The sequence below is a fragment of the Natrinema hispanicum genome, from assembly GCF_900111485.1.
In the GTDB taxonomy this organism is placed as follows: Archaea; Halobacteriota; Halobacteria; order Halobacteriales; family Natrialbaceae; genus Natrinema; species Natrinema hispanicum_A.
Genome location: NZ_FOIC01000008.1, coordinates 1 through 23,837, shown reverse-complemented (window position 1 = coordinate 23,837; position 23,837 = coordinate 1). Strand labels below are relative to the sequence as shown.

At 64.3% G+C, this 23,837-nt stretch carries 20 protein-coding genes and 2 tRNA genes; 12 read left to right on the top strand and 10 right to left on the bottom strand.

What is annotated here, in order from left to right; genetic code table 11:
* Window positions 1-87: 87 nt before the first annotated feature.
* Both BSG09_RS09470 and BSG09_RS09465 read right to left on the bottom strand, forming a co-directional pair.
* On the bottom strand, window positions 88-852 hold the full coding sequence (locus BSG09_RS09470) for a DNA-directed RNA polymerase subunit epsilon (RefSeq protein WP_092932483.1): 765 nt from the start codon (window positions 850-852) through the stop codon (window positions 88-90).
* A 209-nt stretch (window positions 853-1,061) separates the two neighbouring features.
* Window positions 1,062-1,982 (bottom strand): nucleotidyltransferase domain-containing protein, encoded by a 921-nt coding sequence (locus tag BSG09_RS09465; RefSeq protein WP_092932481.1) that lies wholly within the window; start codon window positions 1,980-1,982, stop codon window positions 1,062-1,064.
* 440 nt (window positions 1,983-2,422) lie between these two features.
* Here BSG09_RS09465 and mptA point away from each other — a divergent pair, with 440 nt between their 5' ends.
* A complete protein-coding gene (mptA, locus tag BSG09_RS09460; RefSeq protein ID WP_092932478.1) occupies window positions 2,423-3,349 on the top strand; it encodes a GTP cyclohydrolase MptA in 927 nt (308 codons plus the stop codon).
* Here the strand turns inward: mptA and BSG09_RS09455 are convergent.
* Together BSG09_RS09455 and BSG09_RS09450 are read right to left on the bottom strand one after the other, a co-directional pair.
* Window positions 3,346-4,149 carry a TrmB family transcriptional regulator gene (locus BSG09_RS09455; protein WP_092932476.1) on the bottom strand — a complete coding sequence of 268 codons (804 nt, stop codon included), beginning with the start codon at window positions 4,147-4,149 and terminating at the stop codon, window positions 3,346-3,348. The genes mptA and BSG09_RS09455 overlap by 4 nt on opposite strands.
* A 181-nt stretch (window positions 4,150-4,330) precedes the next feature.
* On the bottom strand, window positions 4,331-5,971 hold the full coding sequence (locus BSG09_RS09450) for a DUF255 domain-containing protein (RefSeq protein ID WP_092932474.1): 1,641 nt from the start codon (window positions 5,969-5,971) through the stop codon (window positions 4,331-4,333).
* Window positions 5,972-6,122: 151 nt separating this feature from the next.
* On the opposite strand from BSG09_RS09450, the gene BSG09_RS09445 reads away from it, so the two are divergent.
* Complete coding sequence (locus tag BSG09_RS09445) at window positions 6,123-6,704, top strand: FxsA family protein (protein ID WP_092932472.1); 582 nt, start codon at window positions 6,123-6,125, stop codon at window positions 6,702-6,704.
* A gap of 76 nt (window positions 6,705-6,780) precedes the next feature.
* Window positions 6,781-6,854: transfer RNA gene (locus tag BSG09_RS09440), tRNA-Ile, on the top strand.
* A gap of 173 nt (window positions 6,855-7,027) precedes the next feature.
* On the opposite strand, the gene BSG09_RS09435 is transcribed toward BSG09_RS09440, so the two are convergent.
* Window positions 7,028-8,197 carry an acyl-CoA dehydrogenase family protein gene (locus BSG09_RS09435; protein ID WP_092932470.1) on the bottom strand — a complete coding sequence of 390 codons (1,170 nt, stop codon included), beginning with the start codon at window positions 8,195-8,197 and terminating at the stop codon, window positions 7,028-7,030.
* 434 nt (window positions 8,198-8,631) lie between these two features.
* Between BSG09_RS09435 and BSG09_RS09430 the strand changes: the two genes are divergently transcribed.
* The gene (locus BSG09_RS09430) at window positions 8,632-11,715 is read left to right on the top strand and encodes an FAD-binding and (Fe-S)-binding domain-containing protein (RefSeq protein WP_092932468.1); all 3,084 of its coding nucleotides are present in this window, start codon (window positions 8,632-8,634) and stop codon (window positions 11,713-11,715) included.
* Between the two features lie 325 nt (window positions 11,716-12,040).
* Here BSG09_RS09430 and ahbB read toward each other — a convergent pair whose 3' ends face one another.
* Window positions 12,041-13,081 (bottom strand): siroheme decarboxylase subunit beta, encoded by a 1,041-nt coding sequence (gene ahbB, locus BSG09_RS09425; protein ID WP_092932466.1) that lies wholly within the window; start codon window positions 13,079-13,081, stop codon window positions 12,041-12,043.
* 216 nt (window positions 13,082-13,297) lie between these two features.
* On the opposite strand from ahbB, the gene BSG09_RS09420 reads away from it, so the two are divergent.
* The 3 genes from BSG09_RS09420 (at window position 13,298) to BSG09_RS09410 (ending at window position 16,876) form a co-directional block, all read left to right on the top strand.
* Complete coding sequence (locus BSG09_RS09420) at window positions 13,298-14,380, top strand: anthranilate phosphoribosyltransferase (RefSeq protein ID WP_092932464.1); 1,083 nt, start codon at window positions 13,298-13,300, stop codon at window positions 14,378-14,380.
* A gap of 142 nt (window positions 14,381-14,522) precedes the next feature.
* Complete coding sequence (locus BSG09_RS09415) at window positions 14,523-15,686, top strand: CaiB/BaiF CoA transferase family protein (protein ID WP_092932462.1); 1,164 nt, start codon at window positions 14,523-14,525, stop codon at window positions 15,684-15,686.
* Window positions 15,687-15,874: 188 nt separating this feature from the next.
* Window positions 15,875-16,876, top strand: a complete 1,002-nt coding sequence (locus BSG09_RS09410) for an FAS1-like dehydratase domain-containing protein (protein WP_092932460.1) — start codon at window positions 15,875-15,877, stop codon at window positions 16,874-16,876.
* Between the two features lie 9 nt (window positions 16,877-16,885).
* Here BSG09_RS09410 and BSG09_RS09405 read toward each other — a convergent pair whose 3' ends face one another.
* Window positions 16,886-17,869 (bottom strand): succinylglutamate desuccinylase/aspartoacylase family protein, encoded by a 984-nt coding sequence (locus BSG09_RS09405; protein ID WP_092932458.1) that lies wholly within the window; start codon window positions 17,867-17,869, stop codon window positions 16,886-16,888.
* 156 nt (window positions 17,870-18,025) lie between these two features.
* On the opposite strand from BSG09_RS09405, the gene BSG09_RS09400 reads away from it, so the two are divergent.
* The 4 genes from BSG09_RS09400 (at window position 18,026) to BSG09_RS09385 (ending at window position 20,166) form a co-directional block, all read left to right on the top strand.
* On the top strand, window positions 18,026-18,544 hold the full coding sequence (locus tag BSG09_RS09400) for a peptidylprolyl isomerase (protein WP_092932456.1): 519 nt from the start codon (window positions 18,026-18,028) through the stop codon (window positions 18,542-18,544).
* A gap of 122 nt (window positions 18,545-18,666) precedes the next feature.
* Window positions 18,667-19,617 (top strand): oxidoreductase, encoded by a 951-nt coding sequence (locus BSG09_RS09395; protein ID WP_092932454.1) that lies wholly within the window; start codon window positions 18,667-18,669, stop codon window positions 19,615-19,617.
* A gap of 60 nt (window positions 19,618-19,677) precedes the next feature.
* Window positions 19,678-20,016 (top strand): ferredoxin, encoded by a 339-nt coding sequence (locus tag BSG09_RS09390; protein ID WP_092932452.1) that lies wholly within the window; start codon window positions 19,678-19,680, stop codon window positions 20,014-20,016.
* 66 nt (window positions 20,017-20,082) lie between these two features.
* Window positions 20,083-20,166, top strand: a tRNA-Leu gene (locus tag BSG09_RS09385).
* A gap of 251 nt (window positions 20,167-20,417) precedes the next feature.
* On the opposite strand, the gene BSG09_RS09380 is transcribed toward BSG09_RS09385, so the two are convergent.
* The 3 genes from BSG09_RS09380 to BSG09_RS21565 form a co-directional block, all read right to left on the bottom strand.
* Complete coding sequence (locus tag BSG09_RS09380) at window positions 20,418-21,575, bottom strand: MFS transporter (protein WP_092932450.1); 1,158 nt, start codon at window positions 21,573-21,575, stop codon at window positions 20,418-20,420.
* Window positions 21,576-21,713: 138 nt separating this feature from the next.
* A complete protein-coding gene (locus tag BSG09_RS09375; protein ID WP_092932448.1) occupies window positions 21,714-22,367 on the bottom strand; it encodes a DUF5806 family protein in 654 nt (217 codons plus the stop codon).
* 138 nt (window positions 22,368-22,505) lie between these two features.
* Window positions 22,506-22,637 (bottom strand): hypothetical protein, encoded by a 132-nt coding sequence (locus BSG09_RS21565; protein WP_262488520.1) that lies wholly within the window; start codon window positions 22,635-22,637, stop codon window positions 22,506-22,508.
* Between BSG09_RS21565 and BSG09_RS09370 the strand changes: the two genes are divergently transcribed.
* On the top strand, window positions 22,636-23,772 hold the full coding sequence (locus BSG09_RS09370) for a thiolase family protein (RefSeq protein ID WP_092932446.1): 1,137 nt from the start codon (window positions 22,636-22,638) through the stop codon (window positions 23,770-23,772). The genes BSG09_RS21565 and BSG09_RS09370 overlap by 2 nt on opposite strands.
* Window positions 23,773-23,837: the final 65 nt, after the last annotated feature.

The window sequence follows — 23,837 nt, the reverse complement described above, 5'->3', positions numbered from 1 at the left end:
ACGGGACACTATCGTAGCCACTGAAACGATTTACACACTGACTTTCAGTGGCTACGATAGAAGCGTCTCTCACCGGCAACTGGCAGGTCAGCGTTCCGTTCCGGAGACGGTTGCGTCGGCAGTGTCTTGATCGGTCACGTCAGGCAGGTTCGGATCGCGGTAGGGGTTGCGACCGTAGGCCGGGAGCTCGTCGTCGAGTTGCGACTTCAGGACGCGACGCAAGCGATTCAGGCTCGTCGTATCCAGTCCGTACTCGGCCGCGAGGCGCTTGAACGACTCCTCGTCGGTGATGTCGTGGGCCCGATACTGGGCGAACAGCTCTTCCATCCGGTCGGCAGACAGCGCTTGTGCGTCGATATCGTCGAGCCCGAAGTACTGCTGGCGGTCGACGTCGACGACGTGGCGGATCACCACGAGCGCGACCTTCTCGATCGCCCGCTGGCTGCCGAACTCGGTGAGATCGATCTCGTCCATGACGCCCAGCGCGAGATCGCGCTGCCACGGCGTCACCTCGAGGGCGTTACATAGCGCCTGCGTGGTTCGCAGCCGATCGAGGCGATGGGCGCGCTCGCTGTAGCCCGGCGTCGCCGCGTGCTGTTCGTCGTGGAGACGGCGGACGCTCTCGGGAAGGTCCGCATCGGGCGAGTCGGCGCGGCCGATGACGGTCGCACTCGGCGTGACGACGCCCCACTGGCGAACCGTCGAATCGCGCTGGACCGCCGCCCGCGAGAGCGCCCCGGAACCGGGCCGGGTCTCGAGGCGTCGCTCACGATCGAAATCGTACTCGACGCCGTCCGTGCTGGTCCCACCCGCCACGTGGGAGCGACCAGGATCGGCACCGTCGTCGTGCATCACCTGTCGCTCGGAGGGGGAGCGTGAAAAAGGCTCGCTCCGCACGTGTGGCGTGTCAATTCGACTGACAAGGTTGCTAACAAATCGAGTTCGGACGGGGACAACGACCGGTGCTGTGGCTCGTGTCTCGAGACGAACGGTCCGCGAAAAGCCCTTCGTAGCTTCACCTTGTGACCAGAACCACTTAAAGGACGGACGGGACCGACGGACTACTGGACCGCAGCGATCAGCTCGTCGACGAACCCATTCAGTCGCGCAGGGTCGGGACCAGCCCGTGCATGCACGTCGGGATCGATCCGTTTCGGTGGGTGTGCAAACGCGCGGCCGACAGCATCACCGATCGTGGCGTCTCCCTCGCCGGCCCGTTTTCGCTCGAGTAACTCGCGGGCGCGCTCGATCCGCTCAGCGTCGAAAACCACAGGTGCCTGCTCGCGGAGGAACGTCTCGAACGCCAGCGCCGGCAGATCGTGTGTGCCGTGCTCGCCGGTCGCTTTGAGATAGCGGGCGGCCATGGCCGCGCGGTGGATCGTCAGGTTTCGCTTGACCGTGGGCTTCGTTTGTGTCTCCTGAAATCGCTCATCGTCGGCCGACACCGTCATCGTGCCGTCGTCGGTCTCGACGATGTACGTCTCGTCGGCTGCCTCGATGATCGGAAAGAGTTCGTCATCACTGCGGACCAAGTGATGCGAGATGTACTTGCGATAGTTGCTCGTCGCGATCCCGCGCCAGGTGTGATAGAGGTCGATCGGATTGTACGTCTGTTCGATGTAGGCGGCGAGGTCGGCAGGCTCGTATGCGGCCCGATAGCGGATCGGACTACGCAACAGATCGATCGCGCCTTCGTTCGAGTCGGCGAGCAATCGGGCGAACGTCCGCACGTCCCAGCCCTGGTACTCGAACGCGCCGCGATCGTCGACGATGGTCTCGGGAGCGCCCTCGAGATGGGCGTACCGACGCAGATCGGTCGACACGAAGACGAAGCCGACGTCGTAGTCGCTGTCGGGACTCGCCCCACCCCAGGCGTGGCTCCCGCGGGCGACCGCCAGCGGGACCGCGACATCGTACTCGCGTTCGATCGCCATCAAGTGGTCGGCGACGGTCTCGTGGACGTGTTCGGGGACAGCGGCCATAGCTGTGGCTCGAGGCGCGGAAGACGAGAGAAGACCGGGTTCCAAATGCCCTTCGTAGCTTCACCTTATGACCAGAGGCACTTAAAGAACCAGCGGGCGTGGGTAGACACGTCACGATGACGACCGTGAACGAAACGACATCGTCACTACCGAACCAGCAGTCAGGAGAACGGCCGTCTTCCCGTCATATCTTCACCTTGTGACCAGAAGCACTTAAAGGAAGACGAGCGCCGAACCTGCATCGTTCTCAGCTACTCGAGACACGGACACACCTACCGCTCGGCGGTGTGAGAATTCGAGACGCGACGATCTCCCGTCATAGCTCTACCTTGTGACCAGAGGTACTTAAAGAATCGACGGCTCGAGCCAGTGCCGAGACGCCCCACAGTAATACTCCCGGTTCCGAAAGCTTGAATCGGCCGCTCCCCTGAATGCTGCCAATGAGTCATCAGTTGCCGGACGTGCAGGCGACGTCGCCCGACGTGACCGTCGGTTTGAGCCAGGTCGGTGTCACCGGCGTCGACAAGCTCGTCAAGATCGCCCGCGAGGACAAACGGCCGATCGTCCTCACCGCCGAGTTCGAGGTCTTCGTCGACCTCCCCGCCTGGCGCAAGGGTGCGGACATGAGCCGCAACATGGAGGTCATCGACGAAATCTTGGAGGACGCGACTCGCGAGGAGGCCTACGGGGTCGAGGAAGTCTGCGGTGAGGCCGCCGAACGGCTGCTCGAGAAACACGACTATACCTCCCGAGCGGAAGTCTCGATGGAAGCCGAGTTCATGCGCCGCGAGCAGACGCCGGCAAGCGACCGCGAGACCCAACACATGGTCGATATCGTGGCCTCGGCGACGGCGACGGAGGAAGGGACCCGCGAGGAAATCGGCGCGCAGGTCACCGGGATGACCGTCTGTCCCTGCTCACAGGGGATGTCCGCCGCCCGCGCGAAACAGACGCTCGAGGACCTCGGTGTCGAAGAAGAAACGATCACCGAATTCTTAGCGGAAGTGCCACAGCCGGGCCACTCTCAGCGGGGCCACGCCACGCTGACCGTCGAGGCGGGTGGCGACCCTGAAGTCGATCTCAATGACGTCATCGACATCGCGCGGGACTCGATGAGCGCGCGGATCTACAACCTCGCGAAGCGACCCGACGAGGATCACATGACCTACGAGGCCCACGCCGACGCGAAGTTCGTCGAGGACTGCGTGCGTGCGATGGCGGAAGGCGTCGTCGACGAGTTCGACCACCTGCCAGACGACGCGGTGATCACGATGGCCCAGTCCAACGACGAGTCGATCCACCAGCACAACGCCCACGCCGAGCGCGTCGTCGAGCTGGGGACGCTGCGCGAAGAGATCAGCGACTAGAACTCGAGGGGCTCCGCCGCTTCCCACCGCGGGACGAACTCCGCGTGGACGTTCGCGGCGAACTCCGGATCTTTGAGGTCGATCATACCGAAGGCCTCGCCCGAAGACAGCGGGTTCGGCACCTGAATGCAGACCTCGACGCCGTCGATGATGTTGAACGAGCCCGTGAGATCGTCGTGGGTCCGGACGTTGAACGCCTCCCGTTGCTGTAAGGTTTCCCGGTAGCGGCGGCCGACCGCTTCGGAGAGGGAGGCGACCATGTCGCGGGTCATCAGGAGATCGATCGAGACACCCCTATCGAGTGCGTCCTCGAGTTGTGCGTTGACCGCTTCGCTGACGGCCTCGATGTTCCACTGTGGGGAGGGATGTGCCGATACCATCACGATGTCGTTGTCGGCCGCTGCGAGCCGCTCTAAGAGCAGATCTCGCGTCTCCTCGGGACCGACGGCAGCGGTCCAGAACTGTTCGTCGACCGGCTCGGCTGCGTCGAGTTCGTCGGAGAGGTCGTCGACGATCGATTCGTACTGTTCGGCCTCTTCCTCGAGTTCGCGTTTCTTGTCTTCGAGGAGTCGATCGAGCGCCGTCGAGGGCTCGACGGCGACGTATTTCTTTGGCCGACTCGCAGCCTGGCTACGGACCAGATTGTACTGTTCGATGCTATTGAGCACGTCGTAGATCCGTCCCATCGGCACGTCGCTGGCCCGCGACAACTCCTTTGCCGTTGTGGGGCCGGTGGTGAGCAGCGATCGATAAGCCCGCGCTTCGTACTCGGAAAGCCCGAGGTCTCTAAGAGTGGCCATATTAAACACGAACCTATCGAAAGGGCATAAACGCTAGGCTAGTTTTAAATAGATGACAGCACCGACTGAGACGAGCCGAACTAGCTGCCAAAGACGGTCGCATACGGACTCCCCACAGTCAGTGCCGGCGCACCCGCGACCCGTCATGCGGGTGCCCCGGTACACAGTGGTCGCAGTCCTCTCAGTCGAGGATCGTCTGGACGCGCTCGCTCAACTCCGCTGGGGTTTCGGCAGGCTCAGACACACGGTCGCCCCGTTCGGCCCGTGCCGTTCCCGCCTCGAGCCCGTCGGCGTCGGGAACGACCACCTTCTCGTGGTCCGCGAGTCGGAGTGCCGCCCGGTGCAGATCCGAGCCGGGGTCGGCGGCGACGCGGAGCACGAGCGGCCCCTCGAGCAGCCGGGCGGCTGCGGTCGCGTAGCGTGCGATCTGGACGCCAAAGCGGTCGCTGGCCCCTGCAAAAGCCTCGAGCGTCTCGCGGGCAAGTTCGCGGTAGCGATCGTCGCCGCTGAGGACGGCCAGCTCGAGCAGCCCGTCGGCGAACGCAACGTTCGCGTCGAGCGGTCGCAGGGATCGGTCGAGTAGGCCGACGCCTTCGGCAGGGCCGTCGAGGAACGAGTCCTCGTCGTACAAGCGGTCGATCGTCGCGTCGGCGATCGCCGTTGCGTCCGCGAGGACGGACGGATCGATCGTGCTCGCGGCCGTCGTCAGTGTACCCAGCGCACGGGCCTGATTCGTGAGGAGACACGTGGGTCCGTCGTCGCTCGCCGCGTTCTCGAGGGAGTGGGTAACGACGCCGTCGACGAGCAGGTCCTCGCGGAGGGTCGCGAGTGCGCGTTCGGCGTATCGGCGGGCGCGCTCGTCGTCGGTGTACGCATAGTAGGTCAGCAGGCCTTCGATCGCGAGCGCGTTCGGGCCAGCGAAGACGCCGTCGTCGACCGGTGGCTCGTCGGCGCTCGCTCGGTCGGTCGCGTCGAGGCTGTGAGCATCGTCCTCGCCAGGTGCCTGACTGTTCGCGAAGGCGTCGGCATCACCGTTCCAGAGCGTTGCGGTCAGATAGTCGATCGTGCGCTCGGCAGGCTCGCGGTATTCGTCTTTGCCCGTGAGAAGATAGGCGTTTGCGAACGCACGCACCAGCGCGCCGTTGGAATCGAGGAGTTTCTCGTGTTGCAGCCCCGACCAGTCGCGGTCGGTCGCAAACCGGTAAAAACCGCCCTCGTACTCGTCTAACAGGTTCGCGCTGACGGCGTCGTACGACCGCAGCGCCATCTCCCGGTCGCGTTTGAGCGCGAACTCGAGGGCGTCCGGTAGTGGAAACTTCGGCTCCTGGCCCCAGCCGCCGGCGGTCTCGTCGTACGTTTCCGACAACTGACCCAGCATGGCCTGTTCGATCTCCGGCGTCAGTTCGCCTGCTGGCGGGTTATCCTCTCGCAGCGGCCGCGGAACGCGTGCCGCGCCGCTGCCTTTGGTCTGCCACATCGTCCGAACGCTATCTAAGACCTGGCGCATCCCGTCGGGGCCGAGATAGCCCGCCCCCGTCAGGACCTCGCCGTTGGGTGCGAGAAAGACCGTCGAGGGAAACCCGCCCATGTTGTATCGGTCGCGGACGCGCGGCTGCCGGTCGACATCGACCCGGATGGGCACGAAACTATCGTTGATGTTGGCCGCGATGCGAGGCTCCGCGTAGGTTTCGGCGTCCATCTCGTGGCAGTGATCACACCACGTCGCAGTCAGCGAGAGCAACACGGGGATATCGGCCGCTGCCGCCTCATCGAAGGCCGCTTGGCCCCACTCGCGCCACTCGACGCGCGTTGGATCGTCCATATCGGAGCGAGGCGAGTCGCCGGGGTAAGCCCTTCGTTCGCTTTCGCTCCCGACATGTGAGTGTGCGTCGGCGTGTCCGATCGGGCCTCAAGCAGGGCGGCTGCTGTGACGAGAGTAAAGGACTTTCACCCTTCGGCGGCTAGAGCGTGGTATGCCTTGGTGGATCTTCGCGCTGTTGCTCATCCCGTTTCTCGACGCCGTGTTACTCGCGGTGATCGTCACTCAGTTCGGCTTCCTCAACTGGGTCGGGATGGTGCTGCTGGTCGTCCTGACGGGCCTGGTGGGTATGCTCCTCGTGCGAGCCGAAGGGCGGCGAACGCTCCGGAAGATGCAACGCTCGATGGTTCGTGGCGAGCCGCCGACTAACGAACTGCTCGACGGCGGCTTGCTGATCGCCGCCGGTGCGTTCCTGCTGACGCCGGGACTGGTGACCGACGCCATCGGCTTCCTGCTGGCCGTGCCAGTGACACGGATTCCGATCCGCGCGGCGCTCAAACGCTTCGTGATCGTGCCGTACGCGGACAAGAAGACCGGCGGATTCGCCAGTGGGAATGTCTGGACGTTCGGTTTCCCCGACCAAGAGACGGCGCAAGGACGGACCGACTCGACTGGTGGCGGAACCTACGACCTCGGCGACGACGACTATACCGTCGACGGCGACGGCAGCGAGGACTCGTATACGGTCGAGTTCGGTGACGATGACGACCGAGACGACGACCCCTTTGCCCGGTAGCGATTCGCACGGGGCTTCCAGAAAGAAACGTTTAAACGTTCCACCGAGCAACTATCGAGTGCGAAGCAGGCGACGCGGGCCAATAGCTCAATCAGGTTGAGCGCCACTCTGATAAGGTGGAGGCTCTCGGTTCAAATCCGAGTTGGCCCACTGTTTTTCCGACGACCGAACTCGAGAGTTGGATCTCTGTGACGAGTTCGTCCATCGTTTGCGGCAATCAACTGCTCGAGCGATCGGTTTCGATTCGTACGGAACAAGAAGATCACTCTGAAGAGGGCAGCAGCGCAGATGCCGACGGAACGCAGCTCAGACGTCGGCGTGACCTACTGGTAGGCCTGCAGCCCGGTCAGGTCTTCGCCTAAGATTAGCGTGTGGATGTCGTGGGTCCCTTCGTAGGTGTAGACCGTCTCGAGGTTCGCGAGGTGGCGCATCGGCGAGTAGTCGGTCGTGATGCCGTTGCCACCAAGCATCTCGCGGGCGACGCGGGATTGCTCGCGGGCCATGCGGACGTTGTTGCGCTTGGCCATCGAGACGTGCTGGGGGCGCAACTCGCCGCGTTCTTTGAGGTCGGCCAGTCGGTAGGCCAGCAGCTGGCCGAGCGTGATCTGGGTGGCCATCTCCGCGAGTTTTCCCTGTTGGAGCTGAAACCGGCCGATCGGACCGCCGAACTGCTCGCGCTCGGTGGCGTACTCGCGGGCCTCCTCGAAGCAGTCCCGTGCCGCGCCGACCGCGCCCCAGGCAATGCCATACCGGGCCTGCGTGAGACAAGACAGCGGCCCTTTCATACCGGACACGCCGGGGAGAACGTTCTCCTCGGGCACGGAGACGTCGTTCAATCCAATCTCGCCGGTGATCGACGCGCGCATCGAGAGTTTGCCGTCGATTTCGGGCGTCGTGACGCCATCGCGGTCGGTTTCGACGAGGAACCCGCGGACGGGGTCGTCGGTAGCCGACCGATCGCGCGCCCAGACGACGGCGACGTCGGCGATCGGCGCGTTCGTGATCCACGTCTTCGACCCGCTCAGGACGTAGCCGTCGCCGGTGGCGTCGCGCTCCGCGTGGGTCTCCATCGCCGACGGGTTCGAGCCGTGTTCGGGTTCCGTCAGCCCGAAACAACCGACTGCCTCGCCCTCACCCAGCGCCGGCAGCCACTCCTCTTTCTGGGCCTCGCTGCCGTAGGCGTGAATGGGGTACATAACGAGCGCACCCTGAACCGACGCCATCGAGCGGATTCCGGAGTCGCCGGCCTCGAGTTCCTGCATCACCAGCCCGTAGGCGGTCTCCGAGACGTTCGGCGAGCCATACCCCTCGAGATTTGGTGCGTAAAACCCCAGCTCGCCCATCGTCTGGATCAACTCCGTCGGGAACGTCCCGTTCTCGAAATGCTCGCCGATGTCGGGTCGCACGTGGTCTGCGACGAACTCACGCGCTGTCTCGCGGATGAGTCGCTCTTCTTGCCCCAGATCGGCCTCGAGCTGTACGAAATCCAGCATACGTCTTCCGTCTCGGATGAGAGAGATAGACATTCCGATTAGTGTCATGGTGCACGGTCACGGGATACATGGATCGCCGCGAAGCCGACAGCGGGGCCGACTGCGATTTGGTGGGGCCATCGGCACAGATACCTCACTAGTTAGGCACATTGTTTGTTTTAATGCCTCGAGTACAGACAAGCGCCGTTCGAGACAGCGGACGGCGGCCCCCAGGGGAACACGCGTTGAAAAGCAGTGAGGCGACGTTTGACCTCGATCACATCTCAGAACCAAACGCGTGCCGGACAGGGGGTTCGAGATCCCCCGCCTGTCCAACCCCCCTTCCTGTGACATCAGTAATTGACAGCGAAACGCGAGACGACTGAACAGCCCAGTACCGGTCGTCTAATGGGATAATGCGGGTGCTTTTTGTCGCCCCTGCGCAAGGGTGACGTATGTCTTTGGAGCCGAGCGCCGACCCGGCCGCCGACCGGCGAGCGAACTACGACTACCGGAGCGACGACGTCGACCGCCCGGCCCTGGTCACAGACCTCGAGCGAGTGGTCGACTGTGAGGTCCGGGCCGACTCCTACTCCCGCGAGCTATATGCGACCGATGCAAGCGCCTACGAAGTGACCCCGATCGCTGTCGCCTTCCCCGAATCGACGGCCGACGTCGCGGGGATCCTCGAGTACTGTGCCGAACGCCAGATTCCAGTGCTCCCACGGGGCGGCGGGACGAGCCTCGCCGGCCAGACGGTCAACCGGGCCGTCGTGTTGGATTTCACCCGGCATATGAACGAGATCCGCGCGATCGATCCCGACGACCGCACCGCGACGGTCCAGGCTGGGACGATCGTGGGCACGCTGAACGAAGCGCTGGCTCCCCACGACCTCAAGTTCGCACCTGACCCCGCGTGGCGTGACAAAAGCGCGATCGGCGGCGCGATCGGCAACAACTCGACCGGCGCACACTCCCTGAAATACGGCAAGACAGACGCCTACATCGAAGAGGTCGAGGCCGTCCTCGCCGACGGCACCGTCACCCGCTTCGGCGAGGTGACCAGAGCGGAGCTCAGCGAGCGAGCAGCTCCCGACGGCGACCTCGAGGGACGGATCTATGCCGAAGTCGAGCGGATTCTCGAGGAAGACGCGGCTCTGATCGACGAGACCTACCCCGATCTCAAGCGCAACGTCTCGGGTTACAACCTCGATCGGCTCGTCGCCGAGGCTCGCGGCGACGAGTTGCCCGGCGGCGAGGAAACCGGCGAGCCCGGCACCGTCAACCTCGCGCGCCTGCTGGCCGGCAGCGAGGGGACGCTCGCGATCGTGACGGAAGCGACGGTCTCGCTCGAGCCCGTCCCCGAAACGAAGGCCGTCACCTTGCTGTGCTATCCGGATCTCCACACCGCAATGTGCGATGTCGAGCCGATCCTCGAACACGACCCCGCCGCGGTCGAAGTGCTCGACGACGTGTTGATCGACCTCGCCCGCGACACTGCGGAGTTCGGCCCCGTCACGGAGATCCTGCCCGAGGGAACGAACGCCGTCTTGCTCGTCGAGTTTTACGCCGAGGACGACGCCCACGGGAAAGAACAGGTTGCCGGCCTGCTTGCCGACCGGGTGCCATCGGCGACACCCACCGGCGAGCCAGCCGCCAATGTGCCACACAGCGACGCCGAAACGCGCGCGATCGAGGCGCTCGAGGCCTACGACGAGGCAGAACGCGCGAAGCTCTGGAAGCTCCGCAAGTCCGGGCTCCCGATCTTGCTCTCGCGGACGACCGACGCGAAGCACATCTCGTTTATCGAGGACACTGCGATCCCGCCCGCACGGCTCCCCGAGTTCGTCGAAGGCTTCGAGGAGATTCTCGAGACCCACGACACCTATGCCACGTTCTATGCCCACGCTGGCCCTGGCGTACTCCACGTCCGGCCGCTGGTCAATACGAAGACGGAGGTCGGCCTCGAGCAACTCCACGGCATCGCCGACGACGTGACGGACCTCGTGGTCGAGTTGGGTGGCTCGGTCTCAGGCGAACACGGCGACGGCCGCGCACGCACGCAATGGAATCACAAACTCTACGGCGACGAGCTCTGGGAAACGTTCCAGGATCTCAAGACCGCCTTCGATCCCGACTGGCTCCTCAATCCCGGGCAGGTCGTCTTCCGCGAAGACGACCCAACGGACCTGCGCGAACACCTGCGATTCGACCCCGACTACGACTTCGAGGCAGGGTTCGAGCCGACCCTCCAGTGGGACAACGACAACGGCATGCAAGGCATGGTCGAGCTCTGTCATGGCTGTGGCGGCTGTCGCGGCGAACAGTCGACGACCGGCGGCGTGATGTGTCCCACCTACCGGGCCAGCCGCGAGGAGATCACGGCAACCCGCGGCCGGGCGAACGCGCTTCGACAGGCCATGAGCGGCGACGTAGATCCTGACGAAGCCGTCTCCGACGAGTTCGTCGAGGAGGTGATGGATCTCTGTATCGGCTGCAAGGGCTGTGCCATCGACTGTCCGAGCGAGGTCGACATGGCGAAGCTCAAAGCCGAGGTCACCCACGAGTACCACCAGCGCAACGGCGCGACCCTGCGCGATCGGCTCTTCGCCAACGTCGCGACGCTCTCGAAATGGGGGAGTCGACTCGCGCCCGTCACCAACGCCGTGTCGAAGGTTCCCGGTGCTCGCAAGATCCTCGAGGCCACCGTCGGCATCGACTCGAGCCGGCCGCTGCCGACGTTCCACGACGAGACGTTCCGGGAGTGGTTCACAACACGCGGCGGCTCGCGCGTTCGCGAGGCCGACGCAGATCGAACGGTCATCCTCTATCCCGACACCTATACCAACTACAACCATCCCGACGCCGGGAAAGCGGCCGTCCGCGTCCTTGAGGCCGCGGGCGTCCACGTCAGAGTGCCCGACGGACTGGGCGATACCGGCCGGCCGGCGTTCTCGAAGGGCTTTCTCGAGAAAGCGCGAACGACGGCCCGCGAGAACGTGACCGCGCTCGCACCGCAGGTCAACGCCGGCTGGGACGTGGTCGTGATCGAACCCTCCGATGCAGTCATGTTCCAGTCCGATTACCTCGATCTGCTTACGTCCGACGCAGCCGAAACGGTCGCCGACGCGACCTACGGTATCTGTGAGTACATCGATACGTTCCGGCTGGACGAGGCCATCGACTTCGACCCCGCGGCGGTACAGCAACAGCTCGTTTACCACGGCCACTGCCACCAGAAATCGGTCGCGAAGGACCACCACGCCGTCGGCGTGCTTCGACGGGCGGGCTACGCCGTCGACCCGCTCGATTCAGGTTGCTGTGGGATGGCCGGCTCCTTCGGCTACGAGGCCGAACACGCCTCGATGAGCGACGCCATCGCTTCGATCCTCTACGAGCAGGTCGCAGACAGCGACGGCGACCGTGTCGTCGCGCCGGGTGCCTCCTGTCGGACCCAACTCGAGAACCGCCCCGGCGCACCCGAAGAGCCACCGACGCCGATCGAGGTCGTGGCGGAGGCACTCGAGCGGCCACAGTAGCACGTCGCTCCGACGGCAGCATCGCTCGACAGCGCAGGGTGGACGCCGCGTCATCGACGAGATACCTCGCTCGAGAGTGGCAAAATCATTTATTATGGTCGTTGCTCTATGAGGAGACGCTTCCAGAATCGGAAGCCGCTGTGTGGGGGCTCGAATGGTAAGCGGTGGTGGACCCCACACATGGCGCACCTTGCGGTGCAACCCGTCTGTTGGAGCGCGGATTTAAAGAGACTATTCCAATATAATTTGGTATTTCACGATTTCGTACACATACCGGCCAGCCCCATTGGACAGCCGACTGCGTGACGTCGAGGGCGATCGGTCGTTAGGTGCCGATCAGGTCATCGTAGCGTGCGCCCGTCTGTTTTAGCGTCTCGGTCGAGTAGAGCCGCTCGTGATCGACGGGGAGATAGTCGGCTGCGAGTTCGTCAATCTTCGTGTCGACGGCCTCGGGATCGCGGCCGTGAATCATCGTAAACAGGTTGTACGGCCACTCCTGGTCGGGTCTGCGCGGCCGGTGATAACAGAGGGTCACGTACGGCAGGCCACCTGCACGCTCGCCCCACTCGTCTAAGTTCTCGTCGGGGACGTCCCAGACGACCATACAGTTAGCGTCGAAACCGGTCACGACGTGGTTGATGATACAGCCGATCCGTTTGATACAGCCGTTCTCGAGCAGCCGGGAGACGGCCTCGAGGACGTCCTCGAGTGGGTAGTCAATGGTGTCGGCGATATCCCGATACGGCGTCGCCGACAGCGGAAAGCCGTCCTGAATCTCGAGCAAGAGGTCTGCCTCGAGTGTAGAGAGATCGCCGGTCGCTTCCTCGCTGATCCGGGTGGCCGACGAATCGGTACGATCTTCGAGGGACTCGCGTGCGAACCGATCGCTGTTGACGACGGGGAACTCGAGGTCGATGTAGTAGTCGGTCACCATCGGCAGGGTGAGAACCTCACAGCCGGTCTCGGCCTCGATCTCGGCGAGGATCTCGTCGCGTCGCTGCTGTGACCCGGCGGTGACGACGAACCACATGTTCCACTCGTGGTCGCGGGCGTAGTTGTGATTGACCTGCCGGTAGTCGTTGATGATCGTCGCGATCTCGTTGAAGCGGTCTTCGGGTGCCTGGACGGCAGCGAGCGTCGACGAGCCGATCACGGGCGGATTGAGGACGGCACCGAACCGGCGGACGATCCCCGCCTCCTTGAGCGCGCGAACGCGCTCGACTGCGTCCGATTCGTCGATCTCGAGGTCGGCAGCGAGCTGACGGAACGGCCGTTCCTCGACCGGGAAGCCGCTCTGGTAGCCGTCGATCAGCGCCGCGTCCACGTCGTCGATGGCCTCACGCCAGTTCCCCGACAGGGTGCTCATTGGCCGTTCTAGGGAGACGGCCCCTGTATTGGTTTCGGGACTCCTCGGTCGTCGACAGTGCCAGTGGGTTCACAGGAGACGGCCCCGCTGCTGGCCGGTTATATACACCACGAACACTCAGACACGGGCGGAGACGTGAGCGAGTGTTCACGGACTGTTTCCCGGAAGGATGCAGGAAACGGGGGGTTTTTGCGCCGTCCGTTCCAACGCCCGCACATGGCGAAGGCATCCCAGACGTTCGGCGAATGGCCGTTGAAACGCCTGATGACGGAGGTCATCGGTTCGGGTCCCAAGTCGGCCGACGACATGAGCCACGACCAGGCTCGCGAGGCGTTCCAGCGGATTCTGGCGGGCGAGCCCGAGGACACCACCCTCGGTGCGTTCTGGCTGGCCAACCGCTGGAAGCGCAACAACCCCGCGGAGCTTTCGGCCTACACCGACGTCATGCGTGAGGAGTCGGTCGTCACCGCCGAGCCCGAGTGTGATCCGGTCGACTGCGGTGCGAACTACGACGGGAAGGACACGTCCGCCATCCTCGGCGTCGGTGCCGGCGTCGTCGCCGCCGCCGCGGGCACGCCGGTCGTCGTCCACTCCGGCGACTACGTCCCCTCCCAGAAGGCCACGGCGTACAAACACGTCCTCGACGAACTCGGCATCCGAACCGAACTCGAGCCAACGGAAAGCGCCGACATGGTCGACGAGACCGGCTTCGGCTTCTACTATCAGCCCGCGTTCAATCCCGGAATCGACGACCTCTTCGAGCGTCGCGACGAGATGGGCGTCCGAACCTTCGTCAACACGATCGAGACCGTCGCCAACCCGGCGAACGCCGACGTGCACCTGGGCTCGTTCTATCACCTCGCGTTCGCGAAGAAACTGACCGATCTCATCAAAGAAAGCGACCAACTCGACTACTCCCGCGCGATCTTCTTCCAGGGGATGGAAGGCTACGACGACATCCGCCCCGGCTACACGAAGGTCGCCGAGTGGGACGAAACGGGAGCCGACGGCGAGGAGTCCTTTGAGGACTACGAGATCGAAACCGCCGAGTACGGCATGGAGATGGAACGCGACGATCTCGCCGTTGACGACGTGGCAGCCGACTCCGCAGCGATCACCGAAGCCGTCCTCGCCGGCGAGCGCGACGACCACTTCGCCGACGCGATCGCGCTCAACGGTGCGTTCCGGATGTACGCCCGCCAGGACGTCGACAGCTTGGAAGCCGGTCTCGAGCAGGCCCGCGAGGTCATCGCCGACGGCAGCGCACAGGCCGTCCTCGAGGAGCTACAGGCGTACTGAGCGGTCGACGAAACCGGGCAATTTCCACTGTTTTCGAATCGCGGTTCGTTCGGTGTCGACTGCGACGGTCTGCTATCACGGTGTCCCACCACGAGGCGAAAAACGACAGTAATCTTTTACGAACGGCCCGGCACGTGAGCACATGCAACTCGATTCGATTCAGATTCTCGATCTGACCCGCCTCCTTCCGGGGCCGTACGCAACGCAACTGCTCGCCGATGCAGGTGCCGACGTGATAAAGGTCGAGGACACCAGGACGGGCGACTACGCCCGGCATATGCCGCCGATGACCGACCGCGACGTCGGCGCGCTGTTCGACAACGTCAATCGCGGCAAGCGAAGCATCGCACTCGATCTCAAATCCTCGGAGGGGCGGGCCGCGTTCTACCGGCTAGTCGAGACAGCCGACGTCGTCTTTGAGGGGTTCCGACCGGGCGTTGCCGACCGCCTCGAGATCGACTACGAGACGCTGAGCGAGTACAACGACGACCTGATCTACTGTTCGCTGTCGGGCTTCGGCCAGACCGGCCCGTACGCCGATCGCGCGGGCCACGATCTCAACTACGTCGGTGTTTCTGGACTGCTCGATATGACCCGCGAGGACGAGTCGGCACCGCCGCAAATTCCGGGCTACCAGATCAGCGACTTCGGCGGCGGCCTGTTCGCGGCGTTCAGCATCGTCGGCGGCCTGCTCTCACGCGAACTCGGCACCGGCGGGGAGTACATCGACATCGCCATGACCGACGTGGTTGCCTCCTTCTCGCAGGCACTCTCCTACGAAGCGCTGACCGGCGACGATCCCCGTCCTGGCGAGACGGCACTCACCGGGGCAGTACCCTGGTACGACGTCTACGAGACCGCAGACGGCCGATACGTGACGTTCGCAGCACTCGAGGAGAAGTTCTGGACCACGTTCTGCGAGGACGTCGGGCGTGAGGATCTCATCGACGTTCACGAGACCGACGATCCAGCCGAACTGGAAGCCATCCGTGCGGAACTCGCCGACCTGTTCGCGAGTCGCTCGCGGGACGAGTGGCTCGAGACGCTGGGTGACGAAACGGTGGTCGGACCGGTGTATACGCCGGCCGAAGCCCTCGAGCACCCACAGTTCGAGGCCCGCGGGTTGATCGAACGGCCGGACGATGCACCCCCACGAGTTGGGTTCCCGGCTGCGGGACCGGACGCACCCGAAAGCGACGACGAGTCGCTGCCAGCCCACGGTGAGCACACCGACGAACTACTCGCGTCGGTGGGCTACGACGAGACACAGCGAGCCGAGCTGCGCGATGCGGGCGTCATCCGCTAACTCGCTGCCTCACTCGAGCGGCCTCGAGTAGCGGCTTCGTCCGAGCAGCCGCGACCGGGAATACTGTTATGTCAGCCGTCCGCAAACCGTGGTGACAATGAGACGCGGACAGGACGGTCCCGACACGCACCGCGCCACGACGGAACGACTGCCGACGACGACCGGTCAAACGGCCGAGGGACAGCACAATGCCGACTAAGTCACTGGCGGAACTCGAGGCGATGGTCGGCGACTCGCGGGTCACCACCGAAGCGTTTCGTCTCGAGGCCGGCAAGGTCGCGGAGTTTGCACGCGCGATCACGTCTAATGACCCAGTGTTTCGCGACACAGCGGCCGCTGCAATGCGGGGCTACGACCGCGTGCCCGCGCCACTGACTTACAGCCAGGTCAGCCGGTTTCCGCGATACACGCCCGAGGGCATCGAGGGCACCGGCTTCGACCTCGGCTTCCAACCAGAGTACGTCCTCCACGGCGAACAGTGCCACGAGTACGAGCGCCCGCTGTTCGTCGGCGACGTGCTCGAGGGAACGACCACCCTCACGGACGTCTTCCAGCGCGAAGGGGGCCGTGCAGGGACGATGACCGTCGCCCACCTCGAGACCGAGTACAGCGATCAGCACGACGACCGCGTGCTCACCGAGCGGACCACCATGCTCGAGACGGAGAGCGCGGTTGCCGATGAGCACACAGCGGACGACACGGCCGAGCCAAACGGTGGTGCCGTCACGGCCGACAGCGACGTTCCGTCACCGACCGGCGACGGGTTCGAGCGAGTCCGCGAACTCGACGGACTCGCGGTCGGCGAGAGCGGCCCGACGGTCGTCGTCAACGGCCTCGAGCGCCGGCACTTCGTCAGGTACGCGGGCGCGAGCGGTGATTTCAATCCGATCCACTACGACGACCCGTACGCGACGGCTGCCGGCAATGAGAGCGTCTTCGGGCAGGGGATGTTAACCGCCGGCATCACCTCCCGTGTCGTCACCCGCTGGTTCGATCTGCGAGACATCACACGTTTCGATGTCCGATTTCGGTCGCGGGTCTTCCCCGGCGACACCGTCGTTGCGACGGGCGAAGTCGCCGAGATCGATCCCGATGATGGAACGGTCGAGACGACACTCGAGGCGCGGACGGCCACAGACAAGACGCTGCTAACCGGTTCGGCGACAGTCGATCTCTCGAGGAGTGATTGATACCGCCGATTACGCGATCAAATGCTCGTCGTCGGCTACCGCCACGCTCGCGAGTTGGTCGCCAGCAGTCACCGTCGCTTCTCGAGTGAGTGCATAGAGCAGGCCATCGCGATCGACGCATGGCTCGTGGAGCGATTCGTACGTCGTCGGCTGAAAGACCGTCCCGATCGGCGTCCCTGCCTCGATCACGTCGCCCACCTCGAGCGTCGGATTCGGTCGAAACAGTCCGGACTCGGTGGCAGTGACCTGTCCGGCGTGATTGTGGGCGACAGTCTGCTCACGTTCGGGTACCGCGCCGGCAAGGAGATCGAGCTGACGACAGACATCGAGCAAGCCCGTGACGCCGTCCGTGACGACTCCCTCGAGGATCTGCTTGTTGTGGGCGAGTTCGGGCGTGATCGCGGGGATCCCCTCGGCAGCGGCGGTGACACGGAGCTTGCCGTCGAAATCACGCTGGGACCACGCGTCCGGCGCGTCGTCGCCGGCCTGTTCGGCCAACAGGAGATCGGTCCCGAAGGCTTCAGCAAGTGACCGGGATCGGTCGTCGCCTGCGCTGTAGACGACGTGGGGGAGCATGTCGGGGCTGCCCGTATGGAGATCGACAACGGCGTCAACTGCCGTGACGTACTCCCAGAGGCGGGCGGCCATGCGCTGGTGGAGACTGCCGTCGGCGTCGCCCGGCCAGACTCGGTTCATGTTCGGGTTGACACTGTCGAACGGCTCCGGTGTCGTGTAGGAGACTCGATCGAACGTCAGCGGGTTCGCGACGGGGACGGCGATCACGGTCCCCGACAGCGACTCGAGCGGTAGGCGCTCGTGAAACCGGCGGAGCAGTTCCGTCCCGTTGATCTCGCGGCCGTGCTGGGCCGCCTGCACGTACAGCGTCGGTCCTGGCTTGCCGCCCCGATAGGTGTGGACCGTCGTCGTCAGTTCCACGCCCGACGGCAATCGATCGAGCGTGACCTCCGCCGCTGTGTGCGTGCCATCGCTCATGGCGGGTCGTTCCACGGCCGGCGGTATGTACTTGCGGCCGCTAGTCAGCACCGAGGCGACACAATTGGATCGGGCGATCGTAAATCGCGCCAATGGAGCCGGCGACCGTCGACGCGAGACCACTATCGTTTTCAGTCGTCCCGTCGACCCCGACGTATGGGAGACGTTACTGCGACCCTGCACACGAACAAAGGTGACATCGAGGTCGAACTCTACGACGAACGCGCACCACGCACCGTCGACAACTTCGTCGGCCTCGCGACCGGTGGCAAGACCTGGACTGACCCTGAGACCGGCGAGGAAGTCGAAGGCGAGCCGCTGTACGACGACGTGGCCTTCCACCGCGTCATCGAGGGCTTCATGATTCAGGGCGGCGACCCGACCGAAACCGGCCGCGGCGGTCCCGGCTACCAGTTCGACGACGAGTTCCACGACGAACTGCGCCACGACGACGAAGGGATCCTGAGCATGGCCAACTCCGGGCCCGACACCAACGGCTCGCAGTTCTTCATCACGCTCGACGCCCAGCCCCACCTCGACGGCCGCCACGCCGTCTTCGGCAAGGTCACTGATGGAATGGACGTCGTTCACGAGATCGGCAGCGTCGACACCGACGCCAACGACCGTCCGCGAGAAGACGTCGTCCTCGAGTCCGTCTCGGTCGACTACGAGTAACTGTCGAAACCACTGTTTTATCGCTGGAATACCCGTCGGCAGCCCGTTCAATCCCGCCGAAGCCGCGCACCGAGGGGGATAGCCGGCACACGCCTTTAGGGCCGCGGTAGCGTACCGCGCGTATGGGCTGGACAGCCGACAATATCCCCGATCAGGAAGGCCGCCAAGTCGTCGTCACGGGCGCGAACAGCGGCATCGGCCTCGAGGCGACCCGGGAACTCGCACGCAACGGCGCGACGGTGATTATGGCCTGCCGGAGCACAGAGCGCGGCCAAGACGCAGCGCGGGACATCCGCGCCGACATCCCCGACGCCGACCTGCGTCCCGAGGCGTGCGATCTGGGCGATCTCGAGTCGATCCACGCGTTCGCCGACCGACTCGGCGACGCAGATCTCGACGTTCTGATCAACAACGCTGGCGTCATGGCGATCCCGCGTTCGGAGACGGTAGACGGCTTCGAGACCCAGTTCGGCGTCAACCACCTCAGTCATTTCGCGCTTACCGGGCTGCTGCTCGAGAACCTCCACCCACACGACGCGTCCGAGTCGCGGATCGTCACCGTCTCGAGCGGCATCCACGAACGCGGCGAGATCGATTTCGACGATCTCCAGCACGAGCAGTCCTACGACCCGTGGGACGCTTACGCCCAGTCGAAACTGGCGAACGTGTTGTTCGCGTACGAACTCGAGCGACGGCTGCTCACAGCGGCTGCGAACGCCAAGAGCATCGCCGTCCATCCGGGCTACGCGAACACGCAGTTGCAGTTTCGCGGCCCCGAACAGCGCGGCAGCCGCCTCCGGAAGGCCGCGATGTGGGCCATGAACACGGCCCTTGCCCAGTCGGCCGCCATGGGCGCACTCCCGACGCTGTACGCCGCGACCGCACCCGAAGCCGAGGGTGGCGCGTACTACGGCCCCGGCGGATTCATGAACATGCGTGGGACGCCTGAACGCCAGGCCTCCTCGAAGCAGTCCTACGACGAAGAAACGGCCCGTCGGTTATGGGCCGTCTCGAGCGAGCTGACTGGCGTCACCTACGACTTACCGGAGCCGAAAGCCGAGGTCTCGGCGTAGGTCGTCGCTCTCATTCGGACCAACCGTAACGCGAAAGGCCACTCGCTCGAAGGGAGACACATGAGCGACGACGGTATTCAACGCGCCAGCGACGTCGGCTCGAGCGACGCACCGCCGGTCGAAGAGAAGCCCTACAAGATCATCTTCGAGGCCAACAAGTGCTTCGGCGCGGGGAAGTGTGCCGAAGTCAGCGCCAACTGGGAGATGTCGATCGCCTCGGGCATGGCCCAACCGGAGGAATACTTCTTCGGCGAAGAGGACCTCGAGCACAACGTCCGTGCCGCAGAGGTCTGTCCCGCGAAGAAAGACGACGGCTGTATCCACGTCGTCGACCGCCGCACTGACGAGGAGATCGCGCCCGACCCTCACGGCGACGGTACATTGAGCGTCAACTGGTAAATCTCGGCTCGAGCGCACACCGAAACGCACATCCCCACCCCGGGACAACGACTGACTGCCTTCTGTGCGAGGGTAGCCAAGCAGGCCAACGGCGGTGGGCTTAAGACCCGCTCCCGTAGGGGTCCCTGGGTTCAAATCCCAGCCCTCGCATACCGACTCGAACGACAGTGAGAGTCGTGTCTGCGAGACGCTGGATTTGAATCAGACCGAGCTTCGCTCTCTCGAACCATGAGCAGGTTCTCGGGCGTGGTTCAAATCCCAGCCCTTGCAACGTGTCTCGAGACCTCTCATACTGTCCGACAAAACTATTTGAAGATCACTTGCTCAGGGTCAGCTGTCGTCGATGGAGACAGCCGGCTTTCTCGAGCGACTTTTCACTGACTTCTGTCCGACATCTCGTCTCAACTCGGCAGCCGGCCGTCCCGCTCGAGGGCGGCGAGGACGACGATCGAGCCGCCAAGACAGAGCGCGGCGGTGGCAAACACCGTGTCGTAGGCGTAGCCGCGCTCGAGGACCAGCCCGACGACCGAGGAGCCAAGCGATTGGGTCAGCATCCAGACGGAGCTGAACACGGCGTAGGCGCTACCACGCGTCGAATCCGGGAGGGTGTCGAGGAGATACGTGTCCGTGGCCGGAAACAGCGCGTGGATGATAAAGCCAAGGAGGGCGGTCAGCACGACAAGCGCGAGCAGGCCGTCGACGAGCGTCAACGCGAGCAGGCACGCGGCGAACGCTCCGACGATGCCGAGCAGATACGGGACGTGTGGGAACCGATCAGCCAGATCACCGCCGACGTAAAACGCCGGGACACCGGCAGCGAAGACGAGCGTGAGCATCGTGTCCGCAGTCCGGTCGGAGAGGTCCTTCGATTGCATGTAGAGTTCGTAGAAGTTGAACACGCCCTGCCAGACGAACACCGCCGCGCCGACGAGTGCCAGCGCGGTGACGATGATGCGCCACTCAGAGAGTGCACCGGCGACGAACTCGCGATCTGTGCGTCCCGCCGTCGGCATCTCGGTCCCCTTCGCAGCGAGCCAGGTGTAGGCCGTGCCAAGCGCTGCGCCGCCGGCGATCACCCACAGCGAGAGCCGCCAGTCGACGAGCACGGAGAGCGCGACGAACGGCGCGGCGATCACCGCAGCGAGCTGGCTGGCTGCCCCGTGGATTCCCATAACGCGGCCAACGCGAGACGGATAGAGTTCGCTTAAAAGTGGGTTTGCCGAGACGAAGTAGACGCCGGAGCCGACGCCCATGAGAAAGGCCCCGGCCATGAGATGTGGCACCGTCGTCGCGGTCGCGGCAAAGGCCGAAGACGCCGTGAGTACGACACCCGAGGCGACGACGACGCGGTGTCGCGGGACTTTCGTGAGCACCCATCCAGTGGGGAGCCGAAGGGATGCGCTCCCGACCCACACCAATGTCGCGATGAGCCCGGCTGTCGCCTTGCTGATCGCGAACTCGGCGATAAACACGTCCAGCAGCGGTGCAAAGACGATTCTGGCGAGATTGAGGAGAAAGACGAGGCCACAGAGGGACCCAAAGAGGCGAGCGCGGGGCACGGGTGGTGTTGCCGACAGCGGCTCTCAAGCGTTCCGAAACGGGCAGGCCATCACTGCCTGTGACGCGTCGCCGACGACGGACAACTGATCACAGACGAGCCTGATCAGGAAGAGTCTCGTGAGCGAGACGTGATCTGCCTACTCGTCGGTCCCGGTGACGTCCTCCGCACGGAGTTCCGCGCTGGCCTCGCGGACCTCGCGCATCACACTCGAGATGCGCTCTTCGGCCTCGAGTTCGTCCTCGACCGAGAGGTCGACGCCCTCGACTTCCAGCAGGAATTTGGCGACCTCGGTGGCTTCGTACATTACGTCGTCGAGTTCCTCGGCGGTGAAGAAATCACACATCGCGCCGTAGAGGAACGTTGCGCCGGCCATCCGGACCTTCTCCTCGAAGGAGGCACGGGCCTGGTTGACCGCCTGTGGCGTGTAGGTGTCGGTCATGAAAGGGACGAGGTCGGGCAGGTTCTCGCCGATTTTGGTCATCTCGACGCCGGTCTCGGTCCGGAAGTCAGAACAGAGCCGGGCGATCGCCCACTCGCGGGCGGTGATGTAGGTGCGATCCCGCAGGAAATCGTTGACCCGGTCGTACTGTGCGCCGTCCATTTTCTTGAAGCGGGCGTACTTCTGGACATCATCGGGCACGTCATTTTCCTGCGGATCGGGGTCCGGGACGCCCGGCATCGATGCCTCGTCAGTTGCACCGGGACCGTCCGTGTTGGCGGTGCCTGCGTCGTCGGCACCCGATTCCGTGTCGCCATCGACTCGAGCGGCGTTCGCTCCGTCCTCGTCCATGCCCGCGTATTCCCAACAATCCGAGATAAGGGTTGTTCTCGAGCGAGTCCGCTCATCATACGGACTCCTGTCAGTCAGTTCCGGTGCAACCGCGACCCGCACTGCGGTTGCACCGGGCACTCGTGACAGCAGACCGTATCAGACGACAGCGATCCGCGATCGATCGCGGTAGAACTCGACCCACCGAGGGGCATCACTGGCCGTAAACGGCTCGCGTATGAACGCGAGTTCGACCGGATTTAAGGCCGTGTACGGCATTCGGTAGGACATGACACAGACGCCAGTCGTCGTGAAGGCAGTCCGAACGCCGCAGGGGAAAGAAGACGGTGTGTTCGCTGACGTTCGCAGCGAAGACCTCTCGGTCCCGCTAATCGACGAGATCCTCGCGGAAACAGGCCTCTCGGGTGCCGAGATTGACGATCTGATGTGGGGCTGTGCACAGCAACGCGGCGAGCAGGGGAACAACGTCGCCCGCGTCATTGCCTTGCTCTCGGAACTGGGTGAAGACGTTCCGGCAGCGACGATCAACCGGTGGTGTGCCTCCTCGATGCAAGCGATCATCTCGGCGTCCGACGCCATCGCGGCCGGCAACCGCGACGCCATCATCGCCGGCGGCGTCGAGAACATGAGTCGCGTCCCGATGGGCGAGAACATGGGCAGTGTCCACCCGCGGCTGGCCGAACTGTACAACATCGGCGAGCTCCAGATGGGGATGACCGCCGAAAAGGTCGCCGAGGAGTACGACATCAGCCGCGAGCAACAGGACGAGTACGCCGCCCGCAGCCAGCAGCGCGCGGTCGAGGCCACCGAGGAAGGGCGCTTCGACGACGAAATCGTCCCGATCGAAACCAATGACGGCACCGTCGAGGAAGACGAGGGACTCCGTCCCGGCACCACCCCCGAGAAACTCGCCGAGCTGCCGACCGTTTTCAAATCCGATGGCATGGTTACTCCCGGTAACGCCTCCCAGATCTCCGACGGCGCAGCCGCCCTGCTCGTCACGAGCGAGGCCTTCGCCGACGAGCACGACCTCGAGATCATGGCCGAGGTCGGCATGAATAACGTCGCCGGCGTCGACCCCACCGTAATGGGGATCGGCCCAGTCCCGGCGACGCGAGGGCTGCTCGAGCGAAACGGCCGCGACATCGACGACTACGACCTCGTGGAACTCAACGAGGCCTTCGCCAGTCAGACGGTGTACGCGCGTGACGAACTCGGGATCGACCCCGAAATCTTCAACGTCAACGGCGGCGCGATCGCGATCGGCCACCCGCTGGGGGCTTCGGGTGCCCGCCTGCCGGTCACGCTGCTTCACGAACTCAAGAAACGCGGCGGCGGCCTCGGGTTGGCGACGCTGTGTGTCGGCTTTGGACAAGGTGCGGCGATCGAGTTCGAGGTCAACTAAGACGATTGGCCAGGAATTTTGGTCCAGATTTTGCGAGTGAGGAACGGAGTGACGAGCGAGACAAA

Coding starts and splice junctions, on each gene's coding strand:
- BSG09_RS09415 (WP_092932462.1), top strand. CDS start 14,523: ATGCAACTCGATTCGATTCAGATTCTCGATCTGACCCGCCTCCTTCCG.
- BSG09_RS09430 (WP_092932468.1), top strand. CDS start 8,632: ATGTCTTTGGAGCCGAGCGCCGACCCGGCCGCCGACCGGCGAGCGAAC.
- BSG09_RS09455 (WP_092932476.1), bottom strand. CDS start 4,149: ATGGCCACTCTTAGAGACCTCGGGCTTTCCGAGTACGAAGCGCGGGCT.
- ahbB (WP_092932466.1), bottom strand. CDS start 13,081: ATGAGCACCCTGTCGGGGAACTGGCGTGAGGCCATCGACGACGTGGAC.
- BSG09_RS09390 (WP_092932452.1), top strand. CDS start 19,678: ATGAGCGACGACGGTATTCAACGCGCCAGCGACGTCGGCTCGAGCGAC.
- BSG09_RS09400 (WP_092932456.1), top strand. CDS start 18,026: ATGGGAGACGTTACTGCGACCCTGCACACGAACAAAGGTGACATCGAG.
- BSG09_RS09445 (WP_092932472.1), top strand. CDS start 6,123: ATGCCTTGGTGGATCTTCGCGCTGTTGCTCATCCCGTTTCTCGACGCC.
- BSG09_RS09395 (WP_092932454.1), top strand. CDS start 18,667: ATGGGCTGGACAGCCGACAATATCCCCGATCAGGAAGGCCGCCAAGTC.
- mptA (WP_092932478.1), top strand. CDS start 2,423: ATGAGTCATCAGTTGCCGGACGTGCAGGCGACGTCGCCCGACGTGACC.
- BSG09_RS09405 (WP_092932458.1), bottom strand. CDS start 17,869: ATGAGCGATGGCACGCACACAGCGGCGGAGGTCACGCTCGATCGATTG.
- BSG09_RS21565 (WP_262488520.1), bottom strand. CDS start 22,637: ATGTCCTACCGAATGCCGTACACGGCCTTAAATCCGGTCGAACTCGCG.
- BSG09_RS09420 (WP_092932464.1), top strand. CDS start 13,298: ATGGCGAAGGCATCCCAGACGTTCGGCGAATGGCCGTTGAAACGCCTG.
- BSG09_RS09470 (WP_092932483.1), bottom strand. CDS start 852: ATGCACGACGACGGTGCCGATCCTGGTCGCTCCCACGTGGCGGGTGGG.
- BSG09_RS09370 (WP_092932446.1), top strand. CDS start 22,636: ATGACACAGACGCCAGTCGTCGTGAAGGCAGTCCGAACGCCGCAGGGG.
- BSG09_RS09465 (WP_092932481.1), bottom strand. CDS start 1,982: ATGGCCGCTGTCCCCGAACACGTCCACGAGACCGTCGCCGACCACTTG.
- BSG09_RS09410 (WP_092932460.1), top strand. CDS start 15,875: ATGCCGACTAAGTCACTGGCGGAACTCGAGGCGATGGTCGGCGACTCG.
- BSG09_RS09435 (WP_092932470.1), bottom strand. CDS start 8,197: ATGCTGGATTTCGTACAGCTCGAGGCCGATCTGGGGCAAGAAGAGCGA.
- BSG09_RS09375 (WP_092932448.1), bottom strand. CDS start 22,367: ATGGACGAGGACGGAGCGAACGCCGCTCGAGTCGATGGCGACACGGAA.
- BSG09_RS09450 (WP_092932474.1), bottom strand. CDS start 5,971: ATGGACGATCCAACGCGCGTCGAGTGGCGCGAGTGGGGCCAAGCGGCC.